At 40.1% G+C, this 24,749-nt stretch carries 27 protein-coding genes and 2 riboswitches; of the genes, 9 read left to right on the plus strand and 18 right to left on the minus strand.

What is annotated here, in order from left to right; all coding sequences use genetic code 11:
- Window positions 1-169: 169 nt before the first annotated feature.
- The 3 genes from ACTHRG_RS14560 to ACTHRG_RS14570 all read right to left on the minus strand — a co-directional run bounded on the left by ACTHRG_RS14560 (window position 170) and on the right by ACTHRG_RS14570 (window position 2,023).
- Window positions 170-928 (minus strand): GNAT family N-acetyltransferase, encoded by a 759-nt coding sequence (locus ACTHRG_RS14560; RefSeq protein WP_440231453.1) that lies wholly within the window; start codon window positions 926-928, stop codon window positions 170-172.
- Window positions 929-948: 20 nt separating this feature from the next.
- Window positions 949-1,500, minus strand: a complete 552-nt coding sequence (locus ACTHRG_RS14565; protein ID WP_394579014.1) for an MEDS domain-containing protein — start codon at window positions 1,498-1,500, stop codon at window positions 949-951.
- A 184-nt stretch (window positions 1,501-1,684) separates the two neighbouring features.
- Window positions 1,685-2,023 carry a YolD-like family protein gene (locus tag ACTHRG_RS14570; protein ID WP_440231455.1) on the minus strand — a complete coding sequence of 113 codons (339 nt, stop codon included), beginning with the start codon at window positions 2,021-2,023 and terminating at the stop codon, window positions 1,685-1,687.
- Window positions 2,024-2,168: 145 nt separating this feature from the next.
- On the opposite strand from ACTHRG_RS14570, the gene ACTHRG_RS14575 reads away from it, so the two are divergent.
- Window positions 2,169-4,346, plus strand: a complete 2,178-nt coding sequence (locus tag ACTHRG_RS14575) for an FUSC family protein (RefSeq protein WP_440231457.1) — start codon at window positions 2,169-2,171, stop codon at window positions 4,344-4,346.
- A gap of 29 nt (window positions 4,347-4,375) precedes the next feature.
- Here ACTHRG_RS14575 and ACTHRG_RS14580 read toward each other — a convergent pair whose 3' ends face one another.
- The 8 genes from ACTHRG_RS14580 to ACTHRG_RS14615 form a co-directional block, all read right to left on the minus strand.
- Entirely contained in the window at window positions 4,376-4,669 is a 294-nt protein-coding gene (locus tag ACTHRG_RS14580) for a hypothetical protein (protein WP_440231490.1), read from the minus strand.
- Window positions 4,670-4,817: 148 nt separating this feature from the next.
- A complete protein-coding gene (locus ACTHRG_RS14585; RefSeq protein WP_083675407.1) occupies window positions 4,818-6,944 on the minus strand; it encodes a heavy metal translocating P-type ATPase in 2,127 nt (708 codons plus the stop codon).
- Window positions 6,937-7,305, minus strand: a complete 369-nt coding sequence (locus ACTHRG_RS14590) for an ArsR/SmtB family transcription factor (RefSeq protein WP_076261784.1) — start codon at window positions 7,303-7,305, stop codon at window positions 6,937-6,939. Before ACTHRG_RS14590 ends, ACTHRG_RS14585 begins: the two co-directional genes overlap by 8 nt.
- A gap of 120 nt (window positions 7,306-7,425) precedes the next feature.
- Window positions 7,426-7,695, minus strand: coding sequence for a DUF1450 domain-containing protein (locus tag ACTHRG_RS14595; RefSeq protein ID WP_076261781.1), 270 nt, complete (start codon window positions 7,693-7,695; stop codon window positions 7,426-7,428).
- A gap of 252 nt (window positions 7,696-7,947) precedes the next feature.
- Window positions 7,948-8,799, minus strand: a complete 852-nt coding sequence (locus ACTHRG_RS14600) for a 2OG-Fe(II) oxygenase (RefSeq protein WP_440231460.1) — start codon at window positions 8,797-8,799, stop codon at window positions 7,948-7,950.
- 212 nt (window positions 8,800-9,011) lie between these two features.
- The gene (locus ACTHRG_RS14605) at window positions 9,012-10,382 is read right to left on the minus strand and encodes a TrkH family potassium uptake protein (RefSeq protein ID WP_440231461.1); all 1,371 of its coding nucleotides are present in this window, start codon (window positions 10,380-10,382) and stop codon (window positions 9,012-9,014) included.
- Between the two features lie 39 nt (window positions 10,383-10,421).
- Window positions 10,422-11,078 (minus strand): potassium channel family protein, encoded by a 657-nt coding sequence (locus tag ACTHRG_RS14610; protein ID WP_076261815.1) that lies wholly within the window; start codon window positions 11,076-11,078, stop codon window positions 10,422-10,424.
- A 78-nt stretch (window positions 11,079-11,156) separates the two neighbouring features.
- A riboswitch (cyclic di-AMP (ydaO/yuaA leader) is annotated at window positions 11,157-11,306 on the minus strand.
- A gap of 227 nt (window positions 11,307-11,533) precedes the next feature.
- Complete coding sequence (locus ACTHRG_RS14615; RefSeq protein ID WP_440231462.1) at window positions 11,534-12,034, minus strand: DinB family protein; 501 nt, start codon at window positions 12,032-12,034, stop codon at window positions 11,534-11,536.
- Window positions 12,035-12,265: 231 nt separating this feature from the next.
- Between ACTHRG_RS14615 and ACTHRG_RS14620 the strand changes: the two genes are divergently transcribed.
- Complete coding sequence (locus ACTHRG_RS14620; protein WP_076261773.1) at window positions 12,266-13,117, plus strand: phosphotransferase; 852 nt, start codon at window positions 12,266-12,268, stop codon at window positions 13,115-13,117.
- A 140-nt stretch (window positions 13,118-13,257) separates the two neighbouring features.
- Here ACTHRG_RS14620 and ACTHRG_RS14625 read toward each other — a convergent pair whose 3' ends face one another.
- The 3 genes from ACTHRG_RS14625 to ACTHRG_RS14635 form a co-directional block, all read right to left on the minus strand.
- Window positions 13,258-14,421, minus strand: a complete 1,164-nt coding sequence (locus ACTHRG_RS14625; RefSeq protein WP_076261771.1) for an endonuclease — start codon at window positions 14,419-14,421, stop codon at window positions 13,258-13,260.
- A gap of 150 nt (window positions 14,422-14,571) precedes the next feature.
- Window positions 14,572-15,096, minus strand: a complete 525-nt coding sequence (locus ACTHRG_RS14630; protein WP_076261769.1) for a DinB family protein — start codon at window positions 15,094-15,096, stop codon at window positions 14,572-14,574.
- Window positions 15,097-15,127: 31 nt separating this feature from the next.
- Complete coding sequence (locus tag ACTHRG_RS14635; RefSeq protein WP_076261767.1) at window positions 15,128-15,577, minus strand: GNAT family N-acetyltransferase; 450 nt, start codon at window positions 15,575-15,577, stop codon at window positions 15,128-15,130.
- A 119-nt stretch (window positions 15,578-15,696) separates the two neighbouring features.
- On the opposite strand from ACTHRG_RS14635, the gene ACTHRG_RS14640 reads away from it, so the two are divergent.
- From ACTHRG_RS14640 to ACTHRG_RS14665, 6 genes are all read left to right on the plus strand, one after another.
- A complete protein-coding gene (locus ACTHRG_RS14640) occupies window positions 15,697-16,221 on the plus strand; it encodes a GNAT family N-acetyltransferase (protein ID WP_440231463.1) in 525 nt (174 codons plus the stop codon).
- Between the two features lie 106 nt (window positions 16,222-16,327).
- On the plus strand, window positions 16,328-16,513 hold the full coding sequence (locus tag ACTHRG_RS14645) for a hypothetical protein (RefSeq protein WP_174751507.1): 186 nt from the start codon (window positions 16,328-16,330) through the stop codon (window positions 16,511-16,513).
- A gap of 103 nt (window positions 16,514-16,616) precedes the next feature.
- Window positions 16,617-16,759: riboswitch (cyclic di-AMP (ydaO/yuaA leader) on the plus strand.
- A gap of 149 nt (window positions 16,760-16,908) precedes the next feature.
- Window positions 16,909-18,132, plus strand: coding sequence for a dicarboxylate/amino acid:cation symporter (locus ACTHRG_RS14650; protein WP_076261759.1), 1,224 nt, complete (start codon window positions 16,909-16,911; stop codon window positions 18,130-18,132).
- 168 nt (window positions 18,133-18,300) lie between these two features.
- The gene (locus tag ACTHRG_RS14655) at window positions 18,301-18,672 is read left to right on the plus strand and encodes a MerR family transcriptional regulator (protein WP_048010004.1); all 372 of its coding nucleotides are present in this window, start codon (window positions 18,301-18,303) and stop codon (window positions 18,670-18,672) included.
- Window positions 18,673-18,795: 123 nt separating this feature from the next.
- Entirely contained in the window at window positions 18,796-20,106 is a 1,311-nt protein-coding gene (locus ACTHRG_RS14660; RefSeq protein WP_076261756.1) for a hemolysin family protein, read from the plus strand.
- Between the two features lie 194 nt (window positions 20,107-20,300).
- Entirely contained in the window at window positions 20,301-20,903 is a 603-nt protein-coding gene (locus tag ACTHRG_RS14665; protein ID WP_440231464.1) for a DedA family protein, read from the plus strand.
- A 321-nt stretch (window positions 20,904-21,224) separates the two neighbouring features.
- Here the strand turns inward: ACTHRG_RS14665 and ACTHRG_RS14670 are convergent, their stop codons facing one another.
- The 3 genes from ACTHRG_RS14670 to ACTHRG_RS14680 form a co-directional block, all read right to left on the minus strand.
- The gene (locus ACTHRG_RS14670; RefSeq protein WP_440231465.1) at window positions 21,225-21,716 is read right to left on the minus strand and encodes a cysteine hydrolase family protein; all 492 of its coding nucleotides are present in this window, start codon (window positions 21,714-21,716) and stop codon (window positions 21,225-21,227) included.
- A gap of 252 nt (window positions 21,717-21,968) precedes the next feature.
- The gene (locus ACTHRG_RS14675) at window positions 21,969-22,133 is read right to left on the minus strand and encodes a VOC family protein (RefSeq protein WP_440231466.1); all 165 of its coding nucleotides are present in this window, start codon (window positions 22,131-22,133) and stop codon (window positions 21,969-21,971) included.
- A gap of 37 nt (window positions 22,134-22,170) precedes the next feature.
- Window positions 22,171-23,010, minus strand: a complete 840-nt coding sequence (locus tag ACTHRG_RS14680; RefSeq protein WP_440231468.1) for an aminoglycoside 6-adenylyltransferase — start codon at window positions 23,008-23,010, stop codon at window positions 22,171-22,173.
- Window positions 23,011-23,269: 259 nt separating this feature from the next.
- On the opposite strand from ACTHRG_RS14680, the gene ACTHRG_RS14685 reads away from it, so the two are divergent.
- Entirely contained in the window at window positions 23,270-23,821 is a 552-nt protein-coding gene (locus ACTHRG_RS14685) for a DUF3231 family protein (RefSeq protein ID WP_076261737.1), read from the plus strand.
- A 233-nt stretch (window positions 23,822-24,054) separates the two neighbouring features.
- Here the strand turns inward: ACTHRG_RS14685 and ACTHRG_RS14690 are convergent, their stop codons facing one another.
- Entirely contained in the window at window positions 24,055-24,492 is a 438-nt protein-coding gene (locus tag ACTHRG_RS14690; RefSeq protein ID WP_076261735.1) for a hypothetical protein, read from the minus strand.
- Window positions 24,493-24,749 lie beyond the last annotated feature (257 nt).

The following is a 24,749-nucleotide window of genomic DNA, read 5'->3' on the forward strand; positions in this document are numbered from 1 at the left end:
GTAACATAACACTGTTACGTATGAAATGTGTTTTTATTCTTTTTTTCCTGATTTTTTTCGACAAATCTTCCGGAATTCACCACGAAATCAATACTGTTCAAGTTTCTTACTGTAAAACAATGTTTTATTGACACAAAAAAACCTGGCTCATATAGAACCAGGTTTCCCTTCATTCGTATACTTTTAATAAGTTATACTGCTTTCCAATATACCGGTAATTTTGCCTTCGGTACATCTCTTTTGGAGTATCTTCTCCATCCGCCACAAGAATGATCGTTTTATCCTTATACTGATCCATCACGGATTTCTGCAGGGAGCTGCCGATGCCCTTTTTTTGAAAATCCTCATGGACCATCAATCCATCAATTTCAGCTGTTCGTTCCTTGATAATGACATCAACAGATCCGGCTGTCTTTCCTTTATAAAATGCAATAAGCTGCTGAATACTTTCATCTTTGTAATTTCTTAAGTGCTGAGCTTTCTTTTTCTCTGCGAAGTTTTCCCCATATACCGAATCCTGCTCATACTGAAATTCCAAATAATCGTTCCATGTTTTATCCGTAACATTTTCAACTTTAATTTCTTCCCTTTCCTGGACTTCCGGAAATTCAGCCGGAAGAATCGCAAATAACTCCAGGAACCCAACCGTATAATCTTTATCCTGCTGAAAGAAAGCCACAAGCTCTCCAGAAAGCTCCTCATCATCCGGAAAATAAAATCTTACATGCTTTTGGCCCTTTTTCTGATGAAAATCTCTTAAATATTGATGTGCCTCTTCAAACTCCTGAACGGAAGGCATTCTTTTAAAGGCAATAAAATTGCTGTCATACTGAAGGAGCATGTCAGGATTATGGTTATGAATAATTAGGTCATTTTCCAGAACACTGTGTCCCGGTTTATAAATATCATGAAATGTGATCTTTTTCATCGGTTTCTCCTAAAAACATTTTATAGGTATTTATACTCTCTATCTGTTATGAGCACATCATGGCAGCGCATTAAATTCTCCTTTAGTTCCGGAGGGGTATTTCTGTTATCATACGCACACAGGGAAATCAGGCCATGGTCAGAAATGGCATTGCTTAGATTTTTTTCATATTGTTCCACTAACGGAATGTAGTCCTTCACGTTCCCCCACTCAACCAAACCCCATGTAAATATCTTAGTATTGCTATCTAAATATGGCTGAATGTGTTTAAGAAAAAAGTTGAACACTGTACCAGGATTAAAATTACCGTTAGAGTAATAAAAATCAAAATTGTTCGTAAAATGAACCCTGTTTAATTCCTCTTTTCCCAACATATTAGTTAATTCTTTTTCAATAAGAAAATAATTCCGATCATTCTCCACAAATAAAACATGTCCGCCGCATCTGACACCAGCCGTTATGTATGAGACCGCATTCTGAAGATAGCAATCCATTTGATCATAGTGGTAAAGAATATGGCCACCGTTTGACTTTTGCAGATCATCAAGTAAATCTGTTAACAATTCATTCATTGATAAGACTCCTTATAACGAAAAAATGTTTGATGTACTTTAACGCTACTCACTCCCAGCTGCTCTTTCTTATTATATCTAAAAATTGAAAAAAGTGGATGTATTTTCTCCAGGTTTGCGGTCCACGGCCCATATAAAAACTCGAGGTAAGTTCCTCGAGTCTGCTGCAATTATAAAATATTATTCATTCTTCCGCTTCCACCCCGGCTATTTCATCAAAGTTAATTTTCTCAAGATCCCCGCTCTCCAGTTGCAGATAAATTTTTCTGCTGATGCCATCCAGTCGGTTTACCCTTCCTTTGTATTCGAGGAAAAATCCTTCCCGCCAGACTTTTACTTTCAAAAGATAAGCATATTCCATTGCATAGTGAATTTTGTTTTCATATTCCTCCAATTCATATTCATCAATGAGCGGCTTGTTTTGCGCCATTTGATCTCTTTCCAGCTTTCTTAGCATCGCCCGGTGTTCCGGCATGAAGTGAGCAGGCTGCCATTTTATTTTCCCTCTGTCTTTTAGCGGCATAATAAATCCCTCCATACTTTATTATAGAACATTTGTTCGATTTTAAAACCTAAAAAACAGAAAAAGCTTAAGTTGGTTCATTTGGATAATAAAAGTACGAATGGTAAAATACACTTTAACTCTCTAAAAAAAGATTGGTGAAACAATGAAGCAGATGCAAATCAAACACCGGTGGCTTGGAAGCTTGCTGGCGTCCGATCCCGGACTTATCCGATTTCAAAAAGCCGGACGAGCCACATTAAGTTTAATGGCGTCGGTATTTACAACTTTATTTCTTATGCAATTGGCTGGGGCAGATGCCGCTCTCGCCCTTACTCCGGCAATTGTTTCCGGAATGGCCGGCATGCTTGGCATCATGATTGTGATGGATGACTCTAAAAAAGGGAAAATGCTCACAACCGGCCTCCTTGGATTTTCAGCAATGGCAGGAGTATCAATCGGTTCACTGCTGGCAGAAAGCACAATCTTTACCGATATTTCAATGGTTGCATTAATATTTTTAAGCTTTTATTTGACCCGCTTTGGTGTCCGCTATTTCTCATTATGCATGATCGCATTCATGACACTTTATTTCTCATCTATTCTGCAATTATCAGCCAGCCAGCTTCCTTCCTTTTACTTCGGGATCTGGATTGGGGTCGCGTATGCTTTCCTGTTCAATTTTATTCTTTTTCAGGACACCGCGAAAAACCTGAAAAGAAGCATCCGCTCCTTTCATTTCCAAAGTAATTTTACCTTCAATCTCTTAATTGAGGGAATGCAGGAAGAGCGTATGACTGCTCATCAGCGGGAAGAATTGCGGAGAAACGTGCTGAAACTCCGGGATTATGCTGTAATCGTTTCAGAGTATATCAATGAGGATGATGTGCAGAAATTATGGCCCGGGCTGACCCCATCCCAGCTGAGATTATATATATTTGATACAGGCATGCTGATTGAAACGCTGACTGACTCCATCCGGAACTTAAAAAAAGCGAATGCCCTTGACATAGAAGAGCTGAGAAACCTCCTGGTCTGGGTCACCCGCTCTCTCCGTGACGCTGAAGTTCTTGCCCATCAATATGAAGAACAAAATCTTCGTGAAGCAGAGCTTGCTGTACAGGCACTTCGCCTGCTTATTATGGATTTGTTCAACAGGGAAGACAAACCGGCAGGATGGCTTTACTTGATCAGGCGGATCGAGTCCCTTGCAAACCATGTCATTGAGGGCGGCATAACTATACAGCAGGCGCTTCATAAAGTAAAAGACAATGAAATAGAAGTATCTGAAGAGACGCCCGATGAGGATGAATCACCTAAAGAAGATAAGAGCCTCAAACCTTCCACCAAAAAAGCATTTCAGGCATTGACTGCTGCCATCATATCCATCATTGCTGGACAGATTCTTTCGCCTGACCAGCCTTATTGGGTTCTTTTAACAGCCTTTATCGTTCTGCTCGGAACCGAATCAATCGGGCGCATTTATACGAAAGGTTTTCAGCGGTCAGTTGGAACGATTATCGGGGCAGTGATAGGATTTACGCTTGCCAGAGTGGTCAGCGGCCATTCTGTGCTGGAAATCACGCTCATTTTTGCAGCAGTTTTCTTCTCTTTTTATTTATTTGAAGTCTCTTATACATTAATGAGCATGTTTATTACGATGCTGGTCGCTTTTATGTATGACCTTTTACTTGGCGGAATATCATTCTCCCTTATCAGTTCCAGGGTTATCGATACGATTGCCGGTGCCGGCATTGCATTCGGCGTATCTCTATTTATTTTTCCTAAAAAAACGAAGGATAAAGTGGCCGATACGATAAATGATTATCTTCAGGAACTGAAACCGTATGTCACGGCATATGTGCGAAGCTTCCGGGAAGATGTGAATGTTAAGGAGCTTTCAGGCAAAGGCTTCTTATTGGATCAAAAGCTTAAAACCATAAACGTCGAAGCGCAATCACTGATAAAGAAACCCGGATCTCCGCGCCATGCTGACGTTAACAGATGGATCACCCTTTTTTCAGCCATCAATTACTATGCAAGACATCTGGTGGCTTCCTCCTACCGGAAAGGATTCGACTATCCTGATGAGCTGGTCGATGTTTTCACAAGAATGGAGGAGAAACTTGAATTAAATATTGAAACATTAATGGACCTGATCAAAGAAAGCGGAGACGGCACACTTGTCTATAGTCTGGACCGGGAAAGAGAACAAATTGAACGAATGGCACCACCAAGGCAGCAATCCCAGCGTGACTTGATTCATCATCTTTATTTCGTCTGGAGAATCAACAAAGCGATTGTGGAATTGGCAGAAGAGCTTGGTGCAGGGAAGGAGCAATAATGCTCCTTCCTCTTTTATTTATAAAGAGATTAATAATAGTAATATGGAGGATATGAGTAATAAGGATAACCGTAATATGGGTAAGGATAACCATATCCGAATGGCGGAGCTAAAGCACTTCCCAAAAGCAGACCTCCCAGGAAAGGAAACCCGAAGCCAAAACCGAACGGCCTGCCAAATCCAAATGGTCTTCCAAACCCAAATGGTCTTCCGAATCCAAACGGTCTCCCAAAACCAAACGGCCTGCCAAACCCGAAAGGTCTCCCAAAACCAAATGGCCTCCTAAAGTCATCATCTGGGCTAATCTGCATTAGTTCATTCACTTCATTCTGCATGTCTAGTCCTCCTCAGGATAAATTTCAGTATTAGCGTATGCAGATATTTATTTTAAGAGTAGGCTGTTACCCAGACAGAAATTCAAATACACCGCAAAAAAAAGAGCAATGCCCGAAAGCATCACTCTGAGTTTTTTCATTTCTTTATTCTGAGAAGCCTTAGGCTATTCAAGGTGACCAGCAGAGTTGCTCCCATGTCCGCGAAAATGGCAATCCATAAGGTCAGCCAGCCTGGAACCACCAGCAGTAAGGCAAGGGCCTTGATTCCGAGTGAGAACGTAATGTTCTGTTTTATGATCGCTAACGCTTTTTGGCTGAGTTTAATCGTATAAGGCAATTTGCTCAAGTCATCTGACATTAGCGCTATATCCGCTGTTTCTAGTGCCGTATCGGTTCCGGCACCGCCCATGGCAACCCCGACAGACGCAGCAGCAAGTGCAGGCGCATCATTGACTCCATCTCCGACCATTGCCACACTTTGATGGCGGGCACGAAGCTCTTTAATAACAGCCAGTTTATCCTGTGGCAGCAAATCCGCTTTAATCTCAGAAACGCCGGCCTGCTTTCCGATCTCCAAAGCCGTTCTGTGATTGTCGCCTGTCAGCATAACCGTTTTAATTCCCATATCATTTAGTTTGCTGATGACCGTTTTCGAATGCTCCCGTATTTCATCTGCAACAGCTATTATTAAGAGGATTTCGCTTTCTGTTCCCAGAATCATAACGGTTTTACCCTGGGTCTGCAGATCTGTTATTTGCTTTTGAATCGTGCCTTCCATGCCGCTATGAAGCTCTTCAAACAGATTGGGGCTTCCGGCATAATAGAGGACATCATTCACTGAGGCTTTTACTCCCTTTCCTGTAATAGAGATGAAATCCTCTATGTCCAGGCCGGTAAAATCAGTGCCTATGTCTTCTGCTTTTTTCATGATTGCAGAAGCAAGGGGATGCTGTGACCCTTTCTCAATGGCAGCCGTGATTTGGAGAAGCTGTCTTTCATCACCATTAATAGTGATGATGTCTGTAACGGCAGGAACACCTTTTGTCAATGTGCCTGTTTTATCAAATGCAATCGATTTAAGCGCCCCTGTTTCCTCCAGGTGGATGCCGCCTTTAATCAGGACACCGTTTCTTGCCGCATTTCCGATGGCCGTAACGACCGCTACCGGTGTAGATACGACTAGCGCACACGGACAGCCGACAACCAATGCAGCTAGCCCCTGGTAAATCCATTCGCTCCAATCCCCGCCAAATAGCGGAGGAACCATCGCTATTAAAAATGCTAAAACAATAATGGCAGGCGTATAGTACCTGGCAAACTTATCGACAAATTGCTGGGAAGGCGCTTTTTCAGCCTGTGCTTCTTCCACTAAATGGATGATTTTGGCGATGGTGGTATCTTCAGCATGCTTCGTGACTTTTACTTCAAGTAGTCCCTCTTCATTTAGTGTGCCTGCAAAAACCTCATCACCTGCAGTCTTAACGGCAGGCACGCTTTCTCCGGTAATCGCTGCCTGGTTCAGGGAAGAGGTTCCTTTCACTACCACGCCATCCATGGCCAATTTTTCTCCCGGCTTCACAATCATGATGTCACCAATTTGAATATCATCCACATGAATCCGCATTTCTTCATTGTCCCGTTTGATCAATGCTTCTTTAGGGGCAATGTCCATCAATGATTCAATGGACTGGCGCGCTTTTTCCATTGAGAAACGCTCAAGGGCTTCACTGATGGCGAAAAGGATGACAACCATCGCTCCTTCTCCCCACTCGCCAATGATCACTGCACCTATAATAGCGATCGTCATCAGGGTGCTCATGTCAAAATTCAATCTTGCAAGATTTTTGAAGCCTTTCAGGAATAAAGTATAACCGCCTATGATGATTGCTGCTGCATACCCTGTGATCGGATATAGATGATCCTCTCCATACTGTTCGCTTAAAAACCAGCTCACAATCAGAATAAGCGCTGCCAAATACACTTTATAGTTAGATTTCTGCTTCCAAAATGCCTCGCGCTCCACCTTTTTTTCATTCTCTGCACGCAGCTTCAGATTTTCAAAGGCTCCCGCTTTTTCGACCGCCTTCATTGAAGCTTTCCCTGTAACAGTTATCTTAGAAGCACCAAAATTCACATTCGCATCTAAAACGCCATCCAGGCGTTTCACGTTCTCTTCGAACGTCTTGGCACAGCCTGCTCAGGAAAAGCCCTGAACACGGTAGGTTACCGTCTCTTTCTCCGCAATTCCAGCTTGTTCAGACATTGGCTTTCACCTCATTTCTGTGTTCAAGTGCAATCATCATTAATTGCCTGATATGATCATCATCCAATGAATAAAAAGCCAATTTCCCTTTCTTCCGGAACTTAACTATTCCTTGCTTATGCAATGTCCGCAAATGGTGGGATGCCGTTGCCACTGTTGCGCCAATGATATTGGCAATATCACAGACACACAGCTCTTCATCCCGGGTTAGTGCATAAGAAATCTTTGCCCTGTTCTCATCAGCAAGAGCCTTGAATAATTGGGCAGCACCCGAAAGATCTTCCTTCAGCAGTTCCCCCTGAATGCGGTTCACTTTGTCTTCATCAAAGCAGTAAATATCGCATGTATCTTTAGAGCCCAATTTTATTCTCCCCTCATTATTCAAACATTCATTTGAATATATTATACCTCGTCTGTGACCTTATTCAAACAAGTATTTGAATATTGTATGAAAAAAGGAACCGGATTGCTCCGATTCCTTTTATTTCTTTACTTCTTCTTTCAGTTTTATCAATAATTCATCCGAATTCTCCGCTGCAATCATTTTTCCGTCCACTACAGCATAGGGAGATAGCCTGCATTCTTTGCATTTGCTCTGGCATTCGTATTCTTTATAGGTAATATTCTTACGGCTCAGGAATTGGTTAAATTCAGCCAAACTTTCTTCTTTTAAAAATTCATCCAGATTCCGCTGGCAAAATTCAATTGAAGATGTTTTTTCTTTTGAGAATAGTTTGTTGATGAGTTTCACCTGATCAAACTTCCTTTTGGTTTTACTTTTAGGATCTTTTCCGTACAAATTGTTGTTTTTTGCCTATCTATGTTGTCCGTTGATTTCCGCTCCAGGCTGCTCGCTTTCCGCGGGGCGGGCGGTGAGCCTCCTCGGCGCTCCGCGTCTGTGGGGTCTCACCTGTCCCGCTACTCCCGCTGGAGTCTCGCACCTTCCGCTCCAATCAACACAGTAAATATAATACAAAAAGCAAACCTTGCGAAAACAGCCTACTTAATAACACTTGTAAATATTGTTTTCCCTAATCCATTTGGTTGCCGCCCATTTTTCTCCCTTTTTGACAGGAAGACTGCTATGGACTGATAATCGGTCCAGCTGCCCCTGGTCATTGGCATAATGAAAGTAAATGGCCGATCCCTTTTTGGGAACAATCGAAAGTCCGGCTTTAGAAAAAACGGTTTCACCGCCCTCAGCCACATCATTCAAATAGATGAGGAAAGTGCCAACCCGCTGTCCGCCCTTGCCGGCATCCACCATATGGGTAGGGAAGAAATCAAAATGAGGCTTATATTCTTCACCCAATCCATAGTTCAGAATCTGAAGGCCTTCGCCATTTTCTGCCGGATAACCCGTCAGATCGGCAATCCTCATTTCAATCCTTTCGACCAGCTCATTTTCCATGATGCTGAAAGCCATGCTCCTGCTTGTTCTGCCGGAACCTGCCCGTTCTTCTCCAGAACCCGTATCCACCACACGGGATGGCTGCAGGCGGCTCCTTGAAAGACTGATGAGCCCATCACATTCTTCTGAGGTGAGCACAGAATCCAAATGGAGAACAAACGGCTTTTCATTCCTGGAAAGCACTTTGACGTCCCTGTCCCTGGCATGCAGGATATTCCCCTTCCTGCCTATTTCAGGGACTTCATAATTATATCGAATCTGCTGCCCTTCTGTCGTCCCTATTGCTTCATTTCCAACAATTTTAAATAAAGTCTCATAAGCAAACCGGTTATCGAACCCCTTTTTGATCAATGCATTTGCTAGCGAAATAGGACTCACTTCATTTTTTAACGCACCCGTAATCCATTCCTTCAGTTCGTCTGATATCTGCATAATCTTCGCCATTATCTTCCCCCTGTATGACTCACTGAAAATACCCATCGGCCGAAAAATAGAAATATATGTATTTTATTATACTATTATTATAGAAGGAACTGAAATCAATTTGGATAGTTGGAATTTGGTATTCGCCCTAGCAGGGGGACCATTTTCTTCCCGCCGCTCGCTTTTTCGGCTCTATAAAAAAAACAGGATAGAGTGTCACACTCTATCCCGTACTAGCCAATCATAATTTTCTCTTCTGCAAATTTATATTTGGCCTTTCCTTTTCTTCGGGCAAGTGCAAAAGCGATTGTGATAGGCCCTACTCTTCCTGCAAACATCATAAATGCAATTATTCCTTTTCCTGTTGCACTTAATTCAGGTGTCAGCCCCATCGACATGCCTACCGTGCCAAAGGCGGAGATTACTTCGAATAAAAGGACGTTTAAAGGAGCATTTTCAGTTATGGATAAAATAAATAAGATAAAGAAAATAAATCCTATTGAATAGACGGTTATCGTAAAGGCCCTGACAATTAGATCCTTCGGAATTCGCCTCCCCATCAGGCTTACTTCATCTTCCTCCTTTATCAGCGCCCGGACTGCAAGAAAAATCAAGACAAATGTAGTGACTTTAATGCCTCCTGCAGTACCGCCGGATCCCCCTCCAATGAACATGAGCAGCATGGTTACCAGCTGTGAACCCAGTGTTAATTCACCAGTATTCAAAGAATTAAAGCCAGCGGTTCTCGGTACTACACCATGAAAGTATGCTCCCAGCAGTTTATCTTTTAAAGGCAAATTGGCAAGTGTCCCGGGGTTATCAAATTCCAGCGCAAAGATAAACACTGTCCCCAGAAAATTTAGAACCAGAGTCATCAAAAGGACCAATTTTGTATGCAAAGAGAGTTTCTTCAAGCTCCTGGTTCTTTTCACATCAAGTACAACAAAATAGCCAATTCCCCCGATTATCAGCAGAGTGCTGAGCGTCATAATGACCGTAAAATCGCCGGCATATTCAGTCACACTCCTGAATTGGCCCATTATATCGAACCCGGCATTATTAAAGGCAGAAACCGAATGGAAAATGCCATAATACAACGCGCGGGGAAATCCAAAATCGGACAACCAGCGTATGGCCAGTATCAATGCACCGATCGTTTCAGCAATTAAAGTAAAGCCGACAACGAATTTAACCAGCCTGACCATCCCTTCAATCGAAAGCTGATTTAAAGATTCCTGGATCATCAGCCTTCCTTTCAACCCAATGTTCTTTCCAAGCATGATAGCAATGAGAACTCCAAATGTCATAAATCCAAGGCCGCCAATCTGTATGAGTACCATCAATACAATTTGGCCAAAAACAGTAAATGTTGTTTGGGTATCCACTACCACGAGACCTGTTACACAAACAGCAGAAGTCGCCTCAAAAAGGGCATCGATAAACGACAAATGATGTCTGTCTTTCGTAGCAAAAGGCAGCATCAGCAGCAGTGTGCCTACACCAATTAAGATTAAGAAACCGACCGAAAGCATTTGTGCCGGATTCATTTTTATCCACTTATAGGATCGTCCCATTCTCCTCATTCTTTTATGCTCCTTATACATCTAAGGCTAACCCCTTGTATTGGTATTTTTTAGGAAGGTTTATACTCCATGCCTCTCAAACCTGCCAATCCCTTTATTATGTCCCATTACAATCAGGACGTCTCCCTTTAAAATGACCTCTTCAGCCGGCGGAGTAACGATTATTTCCTTCCCGCGCTGAATCCCCACGATATTACAGCCATACTTAGCCCGTATATTCAACTCTGATAGAGATTTGTTGGCAATTTTATTAGTCGCCACAATCTCCACCATACTATAATCTTCAGACAGCTCAATATAATCAATCATCTTCTCTGAAACAATATGGTGGGCAATCCGCTTTGCCATATCCCGCTCCGGATGAATTACACGATCAACGCCAATTTTTTCGAGCACTCTGGCATGATACTCATTATGTGCCTTCGCCCACACCTTTGGAATTCCCAATTCTTTTAAGAGCAATGATGTCAATATGCTGGACTCGATGTTTTCACCAAATGAAACAAACGCATGATCAATATTTTTGATTCCCGTCTGTTTAATGGCAGCTTCATCAATCCCATTGATTTGAACGGCGTATGTCACAAACTGAGCGTATTGATTCACTTTCTCCTGATCCACATCAATCGCAAGCACTTCCACACCTAATTCATGAAATTCCTTTACAAGACTGCCGCCAAAGCGGCCTAAACCAAATACAGCATACTGTTTTTTCATTGAAGAAATTCCCTTCTTTTTAAAAAATGAACACAAAAAAACCACTCTTAATAAAGAATGGCCAATGGTTTCCATTAACCCTTCTCTCGATTTGGCTTACGGAGTTAGCTGTCGGATTAGGGATTGAGAGTATCCCTTCTTAGCCTTAATATGCTAAGATTCACCCCAAGATAAACAAGGTTTATCAAAATTGGTTCCCCCGCTCAAATGATTCAGCAAAAAGGTTTACTATGAAATTAATAAATATAAATTACTCCCATGTTTATCTCTTGTCAATCTTTTTCTCATAAAGCTGAGTTTAAAGGGATATTAATTTTTTGAACAAAAGAAAAAGACCTCCTCATAAGGTCCTTTTGGTCATTCCTTGCGGAATAACGCACCTGTTATTGAATAAGAAGACAGGCTAGCCAAAACTATCCTACCCAAAACTTTCCTACCCTCAACTTATACAGCCATCATTTAACAAGCCTTTGTTCTAACTCAGCTTTTTGGCGCAAGTGATGACGGAAATGCATACCAACTAAATCATACCATTCCCTTGCATTCAGCCATCCGAACCCCCCATGCTCTACTTTATATTTTGGGTTTATATTATCCACTTTCGATTCCCATTGACTTAGCCTTAGAATTACTTGATCCATTCTGCTGTTAAGATCATCCTTGCTATCTGAATTATTAGGTGGAGCATTTAGTTCAGCCGGCAATTTAATTTTTATTGGAGGAAACCCTCCTATCTTAAATAAATGCAAACCAAACTCAGTTTTCCCAAGGGGCTGTTCATCATATAATTTGGAGCATTTTTCCATATTATCCAGGTACTCATGGGCTACAAGGATTAAATGGTCATACATTTGCCCAATTGACCAGACCGTTTCTTCAGATTTATAGCTTAGCTGTTCTAAAGAGTATTTTTGAAGCTCGTTTTTGTAAGTCTTTATTAGTTTAAGTTCGCTCAATTTAAATTCTCCTTTATATTAAAATTAACTCACTGTATATGTAAGTAATTATTCAATTTTCTATTACAAATACCTTCTTCAAGAATCCTGCCCTGTTTGCACATTAGAGATCGAGTAAGAAATCGCAAACGTTTTATACTCAATTATTTTGAAAATTCAGCTAGAAACTTGGTAAATTATATTAAAATATAAAGAGAAGCAGAAGAAAGCGTCATAGATAGGGGGAGAAATATGAATATACAAGAAATAATACATCAGCTAATGAACAATAACATTTTACCTTCAAAGCCAACTTATCATGAAAAATTAAATGGGGGTACGGTTAGTGAATTGTACCTTCTGCATTTTGAGGAAATGAAGTATGTCATTAAGAAAAATGAACCACAAATTATTAAATCAGAGGCAAATTTCCTTAATGATTACAAGAAGACTGATTTATTGCCGAAACTCTTATTCGTTGATCCATTATACGAGTACATCGTTTATTCCTTCATTGAAGGCACTGCCAATTATGTTAGAAAAAACAAAAAAGAAACCCTCCAAACACTGGTGCAAGGGCTTTTAAATCATTACAAACCCGTTGACAGCATTAATGGCTGGGGCTGGGCGGATCAGCCATCGAAGTCTTGGCATAGTTTTATACTTGATAACATCAATGAAGCAAATAAAATCCTTCATTCACGATTAGATAATCGTCATTATAATCTCGTACTGGAGCTTGCTGAAAAAAACAGCAAAGGCAAAGAGGCATTTTTACTGCACGGGGATTGCGGAGTACATAATTTTATTTTTCGTAATGGACAATTAAGTGGTGTAATTGACCCGACGCCTGTTATTGGCGAGCCTTTATATGATTTAATTTATGCTTTTTGTTCATCCCCAGAGGAACTAACGAAAGAAACCCTCCTTAGTGCAGCAGCCTTTTTGAAATCTAAAAGTGATATGAATCTTTCTGTTTTATATGAAGAGGCACTAGTTGGTTTATATCTTAGAATGGCAACTTGTATAAAGCATCATCCATGTGATTTCCAGGAATACCTTGAAGCCTGGGATTACTGGGAAGAAATCGTTAAAAACGAGTAATTATTAAGCATTAATTGGGTTCTTTATCGGATTAGGCCACATACAAAAAATAAAGCTCAGAGTCACATACTCTGAGCTTTTTGTGTGTAATTTCTCTATGAATTATCTTAACTGAATTGTTTCTTAAAACGGATAGTGCCTTATTCCCAAATCGCAGATGCCCACTCAGGATGATCGATAAACGGATTGCGATTATGCTGGTAATCAGAGTAGATGATTTCGTTTCTTCTCCGTTCTTTATCATCGACCGGATCTTCCTTATGCCACTCGAGCAGGACAGACATTTTGCCATGATAAGGAGCAGAACCGTTGTTGACTGCATTGTTCAGCTCCAGATCCACTTCTCCGCTGTCTCCTTCATAGCGGACAGCCATATAAAACAGCATCCGGGCTACATCGCCTTTTACGGCATCCCTTGGTTCCCAGGAATCTGAGTCATAGTAATTTCCAAGTGCTTCAGAGTGCTGGGATCCCCCATTATCAAAGTCGAGATTTCCTCTCGAACTATTTACAGAAGCATCTGTTGGCCGCAAATGATGAAGGTCAGTTCCCGCCCCCATCGCTGTGCCAAAGTCCCCGTGCGATTTAGCCCACACATGTTCCCTGTTCCAATCATTGACTCCAGATCCATTGGTGAGTTTGCCCTGTGAACGCCCGGTATATAAGAGTATGACGTTATTCGGATTAGCCGGGTCTTCGTCTGTTTCACGAAGAGCTTCCCATACATTGGAATAGGAAATTTCATTATGGTCATCAATGATGTTATGAAGAGCAGATTTTAAAGACTCACCTGTTTTTCCATTTGCAGCATCATAATACCCTCCAGGTCCGGGTTCCGGGTCGATTGCTCCGCCGCCATCCAGTTCAAAAGCAGTACCATCCTTAAGCCCCGGATGAGAAAAATAAGCAGTCAGCGCTCCCGTTACTTTCATTTTCTTTCCCATCAGAGATGGATTCGATTTCAAACCATAGCTTGAGCGAAAGGAGGATGGAATTTGAACATAAATCATCTTAGCCAAGCTGGTCTCTGATGGACTATCCGCCAGCGCTAAAGCATAGTCATTTGGAAACCCGCTGGTGATCACCGTATTTGTTGCAGTCGGCTGTCCAACCACATAGCCTTGAACAGTTTTGGATGAGTTATTCTGAGCATTGATTCCCTGAGAAACCGAATAAGGTGATGACCAGGACCCATCTCCAGCAGCTGCCTTTGTTATTGAATCTTGTATGGGCTGCATTACAATGAGAATGGCAGCAAATAGAATCAGCGATAACAGCAGACCTTTTCTCTTACGATTCAGCATTCATTCGCCTCCATAATGTTTTGAAAGGACTTCGAATAATCAGAAAAGTCACAATCAACACCTAGTATAAATGAACACCTTCGGCCAGGGCATGATGTATTGGTCCCAAAATTATACTGTTTTACAATACTTAACAATTTTTTAAAGTGCTTACTTTTTTAATATGCCCAAATATTCAATCCAAGGACCAACATCTGTCCTGTACCTATTTGCCAATACTCTTGAAATCTGTGAAATATGCGTAAGATCATGCACAGCCCAAGTGGAAATCAATTCCCTGACTCTTACTGGACCAAATGCCGGATGAAGGCCTTTCTTTTCGAAATGAGTTTCCAGATCAGGCATACCTCTCAGCGAAGCCAAATTTTTCATTCTAAGGGTCTTAAAGATTTTAAGCTTTTCTTCAAATGGCAGATCCCCTGACAAACTTAAATGAGCAAAACGGTCAAATGGAGGAAATGGCTTGCTTTTCCCTTCCTGCAAAATAAATGTCAGTCGCGGAATCCAATTTTTCTCCTCGCCATCAATCAAATGATCAACCACTTCGGCTGCATTCCACGTCCCTTCCCCTTCATTGCCATTGAGCCATTCTGAAGATAAACCTCTTAGTAAGGCATCCAGCGTATCAGGTGTACGTTCAAGAATCTCAATAGCTTCTCTTAAGTTAAAATTCATATTGCCGCTCCTTTCCACCTTCACGGGTTTCTTATAATAATTTCTCAAAAGCAGTAATTGTGAGTAAATCGTTTATTTTGATCATTTCTACCTCTTTAAATCCATTTTTCAGATAAAATGCGACAGCTGGAGTATTCCTGGAACCGGTTGTGACAATCATTTTTTTTATGATCGGCCTCCGCCCAATGTAATTCAGCAGCTTTTGTGCAATCCCCTTCCTAAAATGTTCAGGATGCACAATCAGTCTGTGAATATCTAAAACATCATTCTTCTCTTTAAAGGAAATCGCACCGCATAATTTTTCTCCAGTAAAGTACCCAAAGAAGGTCTCTCCGGTTGTTCGCAAATCGTCCGCCGAATCCTTCAAAGGCGGTAAATCAGGATAACCAATGATTTCAGCCTCAATTTTGTACGCGGAAAGCTGTACGCTTAGAACCTGCTCAGCCGCTTTTCGGTCCTTAATATTTATTTCCTTAATCATGATCGTCCCTCTTTTTATATTAGTTTTAAAAACTAATTCTCTATCGAAAAAAAATCCCCTCTTTTTTGGACGAATGAGTCCCTTCCAATATAAAATGTTAGCTAAAGGGGTGAATTGGTATGAATCTAAACTATGAAGTGGTAAAAGAAGACGAAATCAGCCTATGCCGGGATTTATGCAATGAGCTGATGGCTTTTCAGAAATCAAAGGCACATATAACACCTGAGCGATTTGACAGCATGAACTTTGAAACAAGAATGGTTCCATCCGTAAAATCTGCTATACATAATTATATTGTAATTGTTAAGGACGATGAAGAAGTCGTGGGCTATGTCTATTCCAATGTTTCTCCTAAGGAAGCCTACTCGAATGATATCGCCACTTTTTTTGATTTATCTTCAGTTGAGAAAGACAATGTTGGCTGCTTATCACAATTCTTTATTAAAGATGGCTACCGGCAATACGGAATCGGGTCAGTGCTTTTTAACATGTCGATGGAATGGTTAGGTCAATTTAAAGATGTGGAAGACTATTTTATTTATGTATCAAATGGTAATACAGAGGCCCTTGAATTTTATGTAAGTAAAGGATTTACTAAGAGTCACGATATTCTGGACGGTTTTATTACAGTTTTGCGAAAATAGGTTTGTTTTCCCATAATGCATATATCTATTTTCTTTAAAAATATAGTGGACATTGCCAGATATCTTGTTATAATTCAAAAAGAAATTACTTTGAAAAGGGTGCATTATGGGAAATACATGCAGATATGTTGTGAGTGCCACTGGAAAAAACGGCGAGACTTATTATACGCAATGCAAGGATAAAGTGGAGTTGAAAAAGTGGCTTGCCGAACATGAAGACAAGCTGAATAAGAAGGAACTGAAAGTCAAGGACAAAAATAGACATCCTATTTTCAACTGGCTTAATTTCTAATACCTTAATATTATTGTTTGAATAATATATTATTGGAAATAACAAATAATTAAAAGGATGTTTACAAATTTCATACTATTTTGTTATTATATTAAAAAAACATAAATGATTTTCGCTTAATCTTTATTGAGCGGGGGAACCAATTGTACTTTTTATAAAGTACCTGGGGTGAATCCTTTTATAGGTAGGGTACTCTCAAAACCCGAACCCGACAGCTAACCTCGTAAGCGTGTTGAGAGGGAAACACTGCATATATGCACAGTGGTTATACCTCTGTGTTTTTTTGTTGCCTTTTTTAAGTTAGATTTATGTTTTTTGGGGGTAATATAGGGAAGGACATTATTTTTTGTGTCTGTATTTTACATTTTTTTACATCATTCATTGGAGGAACGCGTATGAAATTATCAACTAAAATTATTATTGCTTTGATTGCAGGGGGAATTACAGGCCTGCTGATTAATTTGTTTGCGCCTGGAATATTCCCTGAGCTTGACAAGTTTTTGTTTACACCGCTTGGAAAAATCTTTTTAAATCTGATTAACATGCTGGTTGTCCCGATCGTATTCTTTTCCATCACCCTCGGTACTGCAGGACTTGGTGATCCAAAGAAATTAGGAAGAATCGGTGTAAAAACGATATCCTACTTTTTAGTTACTACAAGTATAGCGATTATTATCGGACTCGCTTTGGCATATGTCTTCCAGCCGGGAAATGTTGGGGAATTTGACGTAACAAACGTGGAGTATGAATCTGAAGAAGCTCCGCCTGTCTCTGACACCCTATTAAATATTATTCCGACCAATCCTGTAAAAGCCTTCACAGAAGGAAACATGCTTCAGATTATTACTTTTTCCATTTTCGTCGGATTTGCCTTAACGATGCTTGGCAATAAAACAAAAGGCATTTTAAACCTGATTGAACAGGGCAATGACATAATGATGTATCTTGTTAATCTGGTTATGAAATTTGCGCCATATGGAACATTCGGACTTATCGTTTCAGCTGTCGGCAGCCAAGGTCTAAGTGCCATTAAAGCCATGGGACTTTATATGATTGTTGTCCTTCTCGCGTTATTTATACACGCGATCTTAACCTATGGAGGTTCCATTGCTTTACTTGCAAAGAAAAACCCGATTTGGTTCTTTAAAGGCTTTGCACCGGCAATGGGAGTTGCGTTCAGTACTTCAAGCAGTAATGCAACGTTGCCGATTTCCATGAATACTGCTCAAAAGAATCTGAAAGTTCCTGAATCAATCAGCAGCTTTGTTCAGCCGCTTGGTGCAACGATCAACATGGATGGGACAGCCATCATGCAGGGTGTTGCCACTATATTTATCGCACAGGTATTCAATGTGGATTTATCACTCACCCAGCTTATCACCGTTGTTCTTACCGCGGTGCTTGCCAGCGTAGGTACTGCAGGTGTGCCGGGTGTCGGCCTTATTATGCTTGCCATGGTTCTTAACTCCGTTAACCTGCCGGTTGAAGGTATCGCCTTAATTATCGGTATTGACCGTTTGCTTGATATGACGAGAACAGCTGTCAATATTACAGGAGATGCTGCTTGTGCAGTTATTGTCACGGAAACAGAAGCAAAGAAAGAGGCTGTTAAAGCCTGATCACAAAATAACACCGGTTATCCGGTGTTATTTTTTTCGGAGCTCACCCTCCCCTTCTACATTCAATTTCATTGCTTTTCTATGATAGTTTAGTATAATTAGATTCATAACCATCACGTAACAGTTTGGAGGAAACCTCATGGGGCTGAGAAGTTAAGAATAGGAGAATTGGCTGAAAAAGCAAAGGTTACGAAGAGAACGATTGATTACTATACTTCCCTGGGTCTTTTAGAAGCAGAACGTTCACCTTCAAATTATCGCTATTATGACCACTCCTCCATCGAACGTATTGCTTTTATCGAGAAATGTAAAGCGGATGGTTTGTCATTGGAGGAAATCAAGAAAAAAGTCATCAGCCAATTTTCTGAAGAGGTAGATGTTCTTGAGCTAAGGCTAAAAATTCAGGATCTGGAGGAAGATGTGACGAAAGCACTTTCACAGCTGAAGAAATCAGATCCGGAAAAATATGAGTATGTTAAAAAAAATATTTCACATGAAAGCTTATCATTAATTCAGTCACTGCTCTTATTGCTGAACTGATATCGTTTTTTTGATTTTTGGAGCATTATGGATATTTGTTTGGGCACAATTTAAGTAGTGAACTTATTAAGTATTATTACCATTTTAGGAGGTGTATGTCTTACTTTTTAGTAAGACTGCTTGTTGACAACCATAAATTTATTATTGATTGCATTATTAATAGCATTAACCGCATTCTTCGTAGCAACCGAGTTTGCGATTGTAAAGGTCCGTGTTTCCCGAATTGATCAGCTGATTGCTGAAGGGAATAAAAGGGCTATAGCGGCTAAGAGAGTCGTCACGCACCTGGATGAATATTTATCGGCCTGCCAATTGGGGATTACCATCACTGCATTAGGTCTCGGGTGGCTTGGTGAGCCAACGGTTGAAAAGTTATTGCATCCGTTATTTGAGAGGTTTGAAATAGCAGAGTCCCTTACCCATATTTTATCATTTGGTATTGCCTTTGCTTTAGTCACCTTCCTGCATGTCGTTGTAGGAGAGCTTGCACCAAAAACAGTTGCCATTCAAAAAGCGGAAGCAGTTACAATGGCTTTCGCAGCACCGATTATCTGGTTCTACCGAGTGATGTTTCCATTCATTTGGTTCTTAAATGGATCTGCCAGGGTACTCGTTGGCCTGTTTGGTTTAAAGCCGGCTTCTGAGCATGAAATGGCCCATTCAGAAGAAGAACTGCGAATTCTTTTATCTGAGAGTTATAAGAGCGGTGAAATCAATAAAAATGAATTAAAGTACGTGAACAATATCTTTGAATTTGATGAAAGAATTGCAAAAGAAATCATGGTCCCGCGTACTGAGATGGTTACGATTGCCTTCGATAATACACTGGCAGAAATTATGCAAACCATCCAGACAGAAAATTACACGCGATACCCCGTTGAAGATGGGGATAAAGACAATATCCGCGGGTTTATTAATGTAAAAGAATTTCTGACTGCCAGTCTAACAGACAGGATTACACCTGAGAACCTTGATTTAGACTCCTTTATTAATCCGGTCATCCATGTCATTGAAAGCATTCCCATTCATGACCTGCTTGTCAAAATGCAGAAGGAACGCATCCATATTGCCATTTTAATGGATGAATATGGCGGAACTTCCGGATTGGTGACGGTTGAAGACATTCTTGAAGAAATAGTCGGTGAGATCCGTGATGAATTTGATGAAGATGAAGTTCCGGAGATACGAAAGCTGAATGATGATCATTATATCCTGGATTCCAAGCTTCTTATAGAAGATGTCAATAATCTGCTTGGCACGGATTTTGAGCATGAAGACGTAGATACTATTGGCGGCTGGTTCCTTACACAGCATATGGAAGCAGAAATAGGAACAGAGATTGAAGCGGATGGATTTACATTTAAAGTCCACGAAAAAGATGGACACCAGCTTCATTATCTGGAGGTTTTTAAAAGCAAGCCCCAGTTAGCCTAAGAAAAAACGGCGGCTCCGATTAAGGCAGCCGCCATTTTTGTGTCTATATAAATACTTGATTGTTTTCTTATTACCCGTTAGACTGACTTATGTACATTTTATATCTATAAACTTTGTGAATTGTCTAGCTCTAGCGCCTACCCCCTCGATGGGTCGGCTTGCGCTTTTCTTATTAATCAACAGGATGTGTGACTATGTCAGAAATTGTTATCAGCTTAATTGAATTTTTAAAACAGTTTTCTTACTTTGGGATATTGCTTGCCCTATGCTTTGAATTTGTCCCGGCAGAAGTGGTTCTTCCTTTGGCCGGCTTTTGGGTCTTCCAGGGTGACTTTAATTATTATCTGGTTGTATTAGCAGGCACTGTGGGAGGAACGATCGGACCGCTGACATTATATGCGCTGGGCCGATATGGCGGCCGTCCCATGGTTTTAAAATACGGAAAATACTTTTTAGTTTCACAAAAACAGATTGATGCGTCGGACAAGTTCTTTGAAAAATATGGTTCAGGTGTGGCTTTCTTTGCCCGCTTTCTGCCGGTTGTCCGTACAGCGATATCGATTCCATGCGGAATGGCCAAAATGAATGTGTGGAAGTTCTCAATCTATACATTCCTGGCAATGCTTCCGATTACCGCATTTTATGTTTACCTTGGGTTCAAGCTTGGCCCTCATTATAAAGAAGCAGAGGAAATTTTCAATAGCTATGCCCTTCCTATAGTCCTGATTATCCTTGCGGGACTCATTATTTTCTTCGCTTACAAATTCATCAGCAAGCGCAAGAGCGAAAGTATCTAAATCAAAAACGGAACTGGATGAGCATAACGGATTCGGTTTTGAAGTGCAAAATTCGAATTTGCAATGCTTTTCGCAGTGTAATTAGCTGAACACTTTAGCAGTAAAATTAGCACGAAAAAAGCTCGGAGCCATTATGCTCTGAGCTTTCTTTATAGCAGCACGTTATTGAAGATAAGCACCCTTATGTTTAAGTACATTAGTTCAGAAACTTATTCCAAAAATTATTCTTTAATTATTGAGTAGTGCGTATAGATACTTTAAGCGGAGCAAAGCAGTATGCTAAAACAGCCTCTGGACGATTAAATGGTCCTAAAAAAATTCTTAAATCAATAAGTCATTCAAACAAATTATCTCGCATCCTTTACTTTCATAATAGTCTATCATACCATCAATTTTCTTTTTATCATAACTGGTAATGCAATCTGATAGTACACTAACCCCATAGTTTGATTTACGTAAGTTATAGCAAGTTGACTTAACACAAGCAACAGCATCCGCTCCAGTAATGTAGAAGTCGTCTATTTCATTTATACTAATAAAATCTGTGAATTCTTCACTTGTTAATGCGCTTCCTTTATATTTTGTAAAAACATTTTCTGATACTATTTTCAAATCTGGAGCTAATTCCGCACCTAGTGTACCTGTTTTAAAAGTTCTCGTACCAGGTGACAAATTCTCATGTCTTATGTAAACAACATGAATATTATTTTCGACCGCCCAATCAATTGATTTGTTGATATTGTCAATGATATCTTTGTAATTCTTTGTTATGTCATTTTGAATATCAATTATTACTAAAGATTTTTTTCGCATAAAACTTCCTCCTAATAAATTAACTGGTGTCTTGCGTTTTAGCTATTGCAACAAGTTCCTGTTTTTCTTCTTAAACAATCCTGCTTCGTTAGTTAAATTAGCCTCTACAGCCAAATAGGCAAGATAAAAGTCATCAAATTCCATTTTATCTCTTACAACCATTGCTCCATTCTCTGTTGCAAGTGATATGGTGTCATCAATCGTATTCTACTTCAATCTGAATCCTGGTTCCATGCGGGTAATCACTTGGACCTATACTGATACCCCCATTAATTGCTTGATTTTGAGCTTTTTCAGTATGGACGGGCCGATATCCCCACTTCGCTCTTCTATCTCCCAGTTAAAAACTTTGGAATAAAACTCAGCTGCTTTTTCCGGATCCTGACAGTTTAATTCAAACCCAACTACTTTTGCCATTGTCATCTCTTGCTTTCATTAATTTAATATGTATTTTTCAAATAACCATTCCAAGTACCTTATCCACCAAATCACTATTTTCCTCAAGCCCAACCTTATGACACAGACATGCATGTACTCTTCTGAATTCGGGGAAAATGCATGTCATTACCGTCATAATTTCAGAGGGTTCCTGGCTGCTGAACCATTCTTCCAGAAGAATCAGCTGCCAGTCTTCAAGTTTGCTCCTTGATCCTTGCAATCTGGCCCAATCTCCAAAGGTATTTGGCTGCACCCCTGCTTCCATATGCCATGCATTTATTATGGATAACCGAAGATTGTCCAGGCAGCGAAGAGCATAATATACCTCACCCCGGCTCACTCGTCTGTATATTTCATGTACATATGCAAAAAATTTATTTCTCCAGCTTTCTATATCTTCAATTTCAGGCTGGTAAGTTAAATCCTTTGATCTTTGGGATAATCCAAACATTAATCCATCCGTATCATGAACAATTTTAATATTTTGAAGCCATACAGTTGGCCAAAGCTGTTTAGTAGAATAATAAAATGCATCAACTTTTAAGAAATTAGTGTAGTGTGCAACAGTATGTGCAGCCCGGATATTATCTTCGAAAAATAAAACATCTCCCCATTTTTTTGCCCTTTCTCTTTTATTATGCCTATACTCCTCAAATGCCCCGTCTTTCACGACAATCCTCACATCGATGTCTGAAAATAAATCCGTATTGTTTTCTCCAACTGAGCCGCCATAAAAAACAGACAACACATTTTGATCATGTATCAAATCCTTTTCAATGCATTGCATTATTCTTTCTCTATGTCGCGGAAGATCAGAATCTCTTTCTTTGTATTTAGCACCAAATCCCGTGGACACCTGACCAACTCCCTTTTTCATTATTTCTGATGAAGACAAACATGATTAAACTCATTGATTCTCCGGTAAAAAGATAGGAAAGTCTCTTCAGGACTCTATTTCTCATTCAGAAATTCCCCTTTTCCGAGTAAGGTCTGCTCCTAATGTATTACGAATATTCTCAAAAATAGTTTCAAAAAAAATTAGTCATTTCCTTAATATTGAATGAAATTGAAAATATCGGCAAAACTAAAAAAAATACATATGATGGGGTGAAATAATGCAAAACCCATTCGAGGCCATTAAGGAAACCATTAAGAATTTTGCTGATAACGAACCAAAGCCGCCGCTGCATGTCGGGGAGGTTATGGATTTATGGACTCTGTATACAGCATTCCATGAAGCCCACTCCCTTTACTATATTGCCTTAAATATGACCACAGATCCTGAACTATTGCATACTATACGCTCCTCCATTAAAGGAAGCAGGGCCGACACAAAAATGATTGAGAATTTTCTGCTTAAAGAAGGAGTGCCACTGCCTTTAACTAATGCCGAAAAACCACTTTCCAACCCGGATTCTGTTCCTGAAGGTGTCAAGTTAACGGAAGATGAAATCGCTAATTTAATATCAGTAAAAATCGCAGCAAGCATAACCTTTTGTGCACAGGCTATGAGTAAAACAGTCAGAACAGATGTGGGGTTAATGTTCTTTACCTTACAGGTGCACTTAATGGAAATTGCCTCCCCTCTTAAGAATTTAATGAAGGAAAGAGGCTGGCTGAGAATCCCGCCAAGCTATATGCCGCCTGGCACTCCTGAAAGAAATTAAAAATCGCTGAAAGACTTCTGCCCCTGACCAACGGAGCAGGAGTCTTTTGTTATTTCTCCCGATACACGGACTGGCACAGAATATTTTCATCTGCGTATTCCTATAGTGGTGATGAACATGAAAATATTAAGAACGATCAGAAATATGATAAAACACGAGGCCAGGAAGTTCTTCGATAACAGAATGGAAAGGAATAAAGAAAGGCTGTGAGCTTCCGGCAATAGCAGGAAGCTCTAATTTGACCTGATATAATGCAAATGCCAGCGGACAAATAAAAAAGCAGCAAAATAGTAGAAGAAAGAATACCACCATTTCCAGAAGAAATAATTAATAAAATCCATCTTAACCGTAACCATTTCATAAAGAACAGAGAAAATGACCCAGGCTGCTGTATAAATGAAAAAAGAACGCCTGCTTTCCGGCATGAAATTCAAAAAAATAATCCCGAATGACGCACCAAGAGTTAATTCAATAATATGTACCCCCAGCTGTACTCCCCCGCCGTTTAACTCATACAGCCGAAAATATAAACTTAGCATTACGTCTGTACTTAAGTTAATCAAAGCAATGACAGCCCAGCTTACGTATATTTCTTTATTCGTTAAACGCTTTGGCATAAACCAAATTACAATGAGATTAATGGCCAATGAAAGATAAGGAAACCAATACATACAAATGAACCGCCTTTTTTTATTTCTATACCTGCTATGTAAAGAACTTATCTCCTCCAACAGAAGCATATATTTATAAGCAAAGTTTTAATATATAGTTCCTTATTCATCAATTTGCTATGCAGAGATAATGTTCCCGAATTTGTCAACTCAGGTTATGGTCCCGGAAAAAGTATGGTTGACCTGTAAGTATTTGGGTATTTTAAAACTAAGAATGCCCTAATACATCACGTTCACACATGCATTTCCTACATGAA

The sequence above is a fragment of the Cytobacillus sp. SAFR-174 genome (genome assembly GCF_051964675.1).
In the GTDB taxonomy this organism is placed as follows: domain Bacteria; phylum Bacillota; class Bacilli; order Bacillales; family Cytobacillaceae; genus Cytobacillus.

Bases quoted from the DNA above. Each gene is read 5' to 3' on its own strand.
- ACTHRG_RS14575 (WP_440231457.1), top strand. From the start codon at position 2,169: ATGAAGCAGATGCAAATCAAACACCGGTGGCTTGGAAGCTTGCTGGCG.
- ACTHRG_RS14600 (WP_440231460.1), bottom strand. From the start codon at position 8,799: ATGGCGAAGATTATGCAGATATCAGACGAACTGAAGGAATGGATTACG.
- ACTHRG_RS14605 (WP_440231461.1), bottom strand. From the start codon at position 10,382: ATGTATAAGGAGCATAAAAGAATGAGGAGAATGGGACGATCCTATAAG.
- ACTHRG_RS14635 (WP_076261767.1), bottom strand. From the start codon at position 15,577: ATGATTAAGGAAATAAATATTAAGGACCGAAAAGCGGCTGAGCAGGTT.
- ACTHRG_RS14645 (WP_174751507.1), top strand. From the start codon at position 16,328: ATGGGAAATACATGCAGATATGTTGTGAGTGCCACTGGAAAAAACGGC.
- ACTHRG_RS14560 (WP_440231453.1), bottom strand. From the start codon at position 928: ATGAAAAAGATCACATTTCATGATATTTATAAACCGGGACACAGTGTT.
- ACTHRG_RS14665 (WP_440231464.1), top strand. From the start codon at position 20,301: ATGTCAGAAATTGTTATCAGCTTAATTGAATTTTTAAAACAGTTTTCT.
- ACTHRG_RS14640 (WP_440231463.1), top strand. From the start codon at position 15,697: ATGAATCTAAACTATGAAGTGGTAAAAGAAGACGAAATCAGCCTATGC.
- ACTHRG_RS14565 (WP_394579014.1), bottom strand. From the start codon at position 1,500: ATGAATGAATTGTTAACAGATTTACTTGATGATCTGCAAAAGTCAAAC.
- ACTHRG_RS14570 (WP_440231455.1), bottom strand. From the start codon at position 2,023: ATGCCGCTAAAAGACAGAGGGAAAATAAAATGGCAGCCTGCTCACTTC.
- ACTHRG_RS14685 (WP_076261737.1), top strand. From the start codon at position 23,270: ATGCAAAACCCATTCGAGGCCATTAAGGAAACCATTAAGAATTTTGCT.
- ACTHRG_RS14625 (WP_076261771.1), bottom strand. From the start codon at position 14,421: ATGCTGAATCGTAAGAGAAAAGGTCTGCTGTTATCGCTGATTCTATTT.
- ACTHRG_RS14675 (WP_440231466.1), bottom strand. From the start codon at position 22,133: ATGGCAAAAGTAGTTGGGTTTGAATTAAACTGTCAGGATCCGGAAAAA.
- ACTHRG_RS14620 (WP_076261773.1), top strand. From the start codon at position 12,266: ATGAATATACAAGAAATAATACATCAGCTAATGAACAATAACATTTTA.
- ACTHRG_RS14650 (WP_076261759.1), top strand. From the start codon at position 16,909: ATGAAATTATCAACTAAAATTATTATTGCTTTGATTGCAGGGGGAATT.
- ACTHRG_RS14630 (WP_076261769.1), bottom strand. From the start codon at position 15,096: ATGAATTTTAACTTAAGAGAAGCTATTGAGATTCTTGAACGTACACCT.
- ACTHRG_RS14690 (WP_076261735.1), bottom strand. From the start codon at position 24,492: ATGTATTGGTTTCCTTATCTTTCATTGGCCATTAATCTCATTGTAATT.
- ACTHRG_RS14670 (WP_440231465.1), bottom strand. From the start codon at position 21,716: ATGCGAAAAAAATCTTTAGTAATAATTGATATTCAAAATGACATAACA.
- ACTHRG_RS14610 (WP_076261815.1), bottom strand. From the start codon at position 11,078: ATGAAAAAACAGTATGCTGTATTTGGTTTAGGCCGCTTTGGCGGCAGT.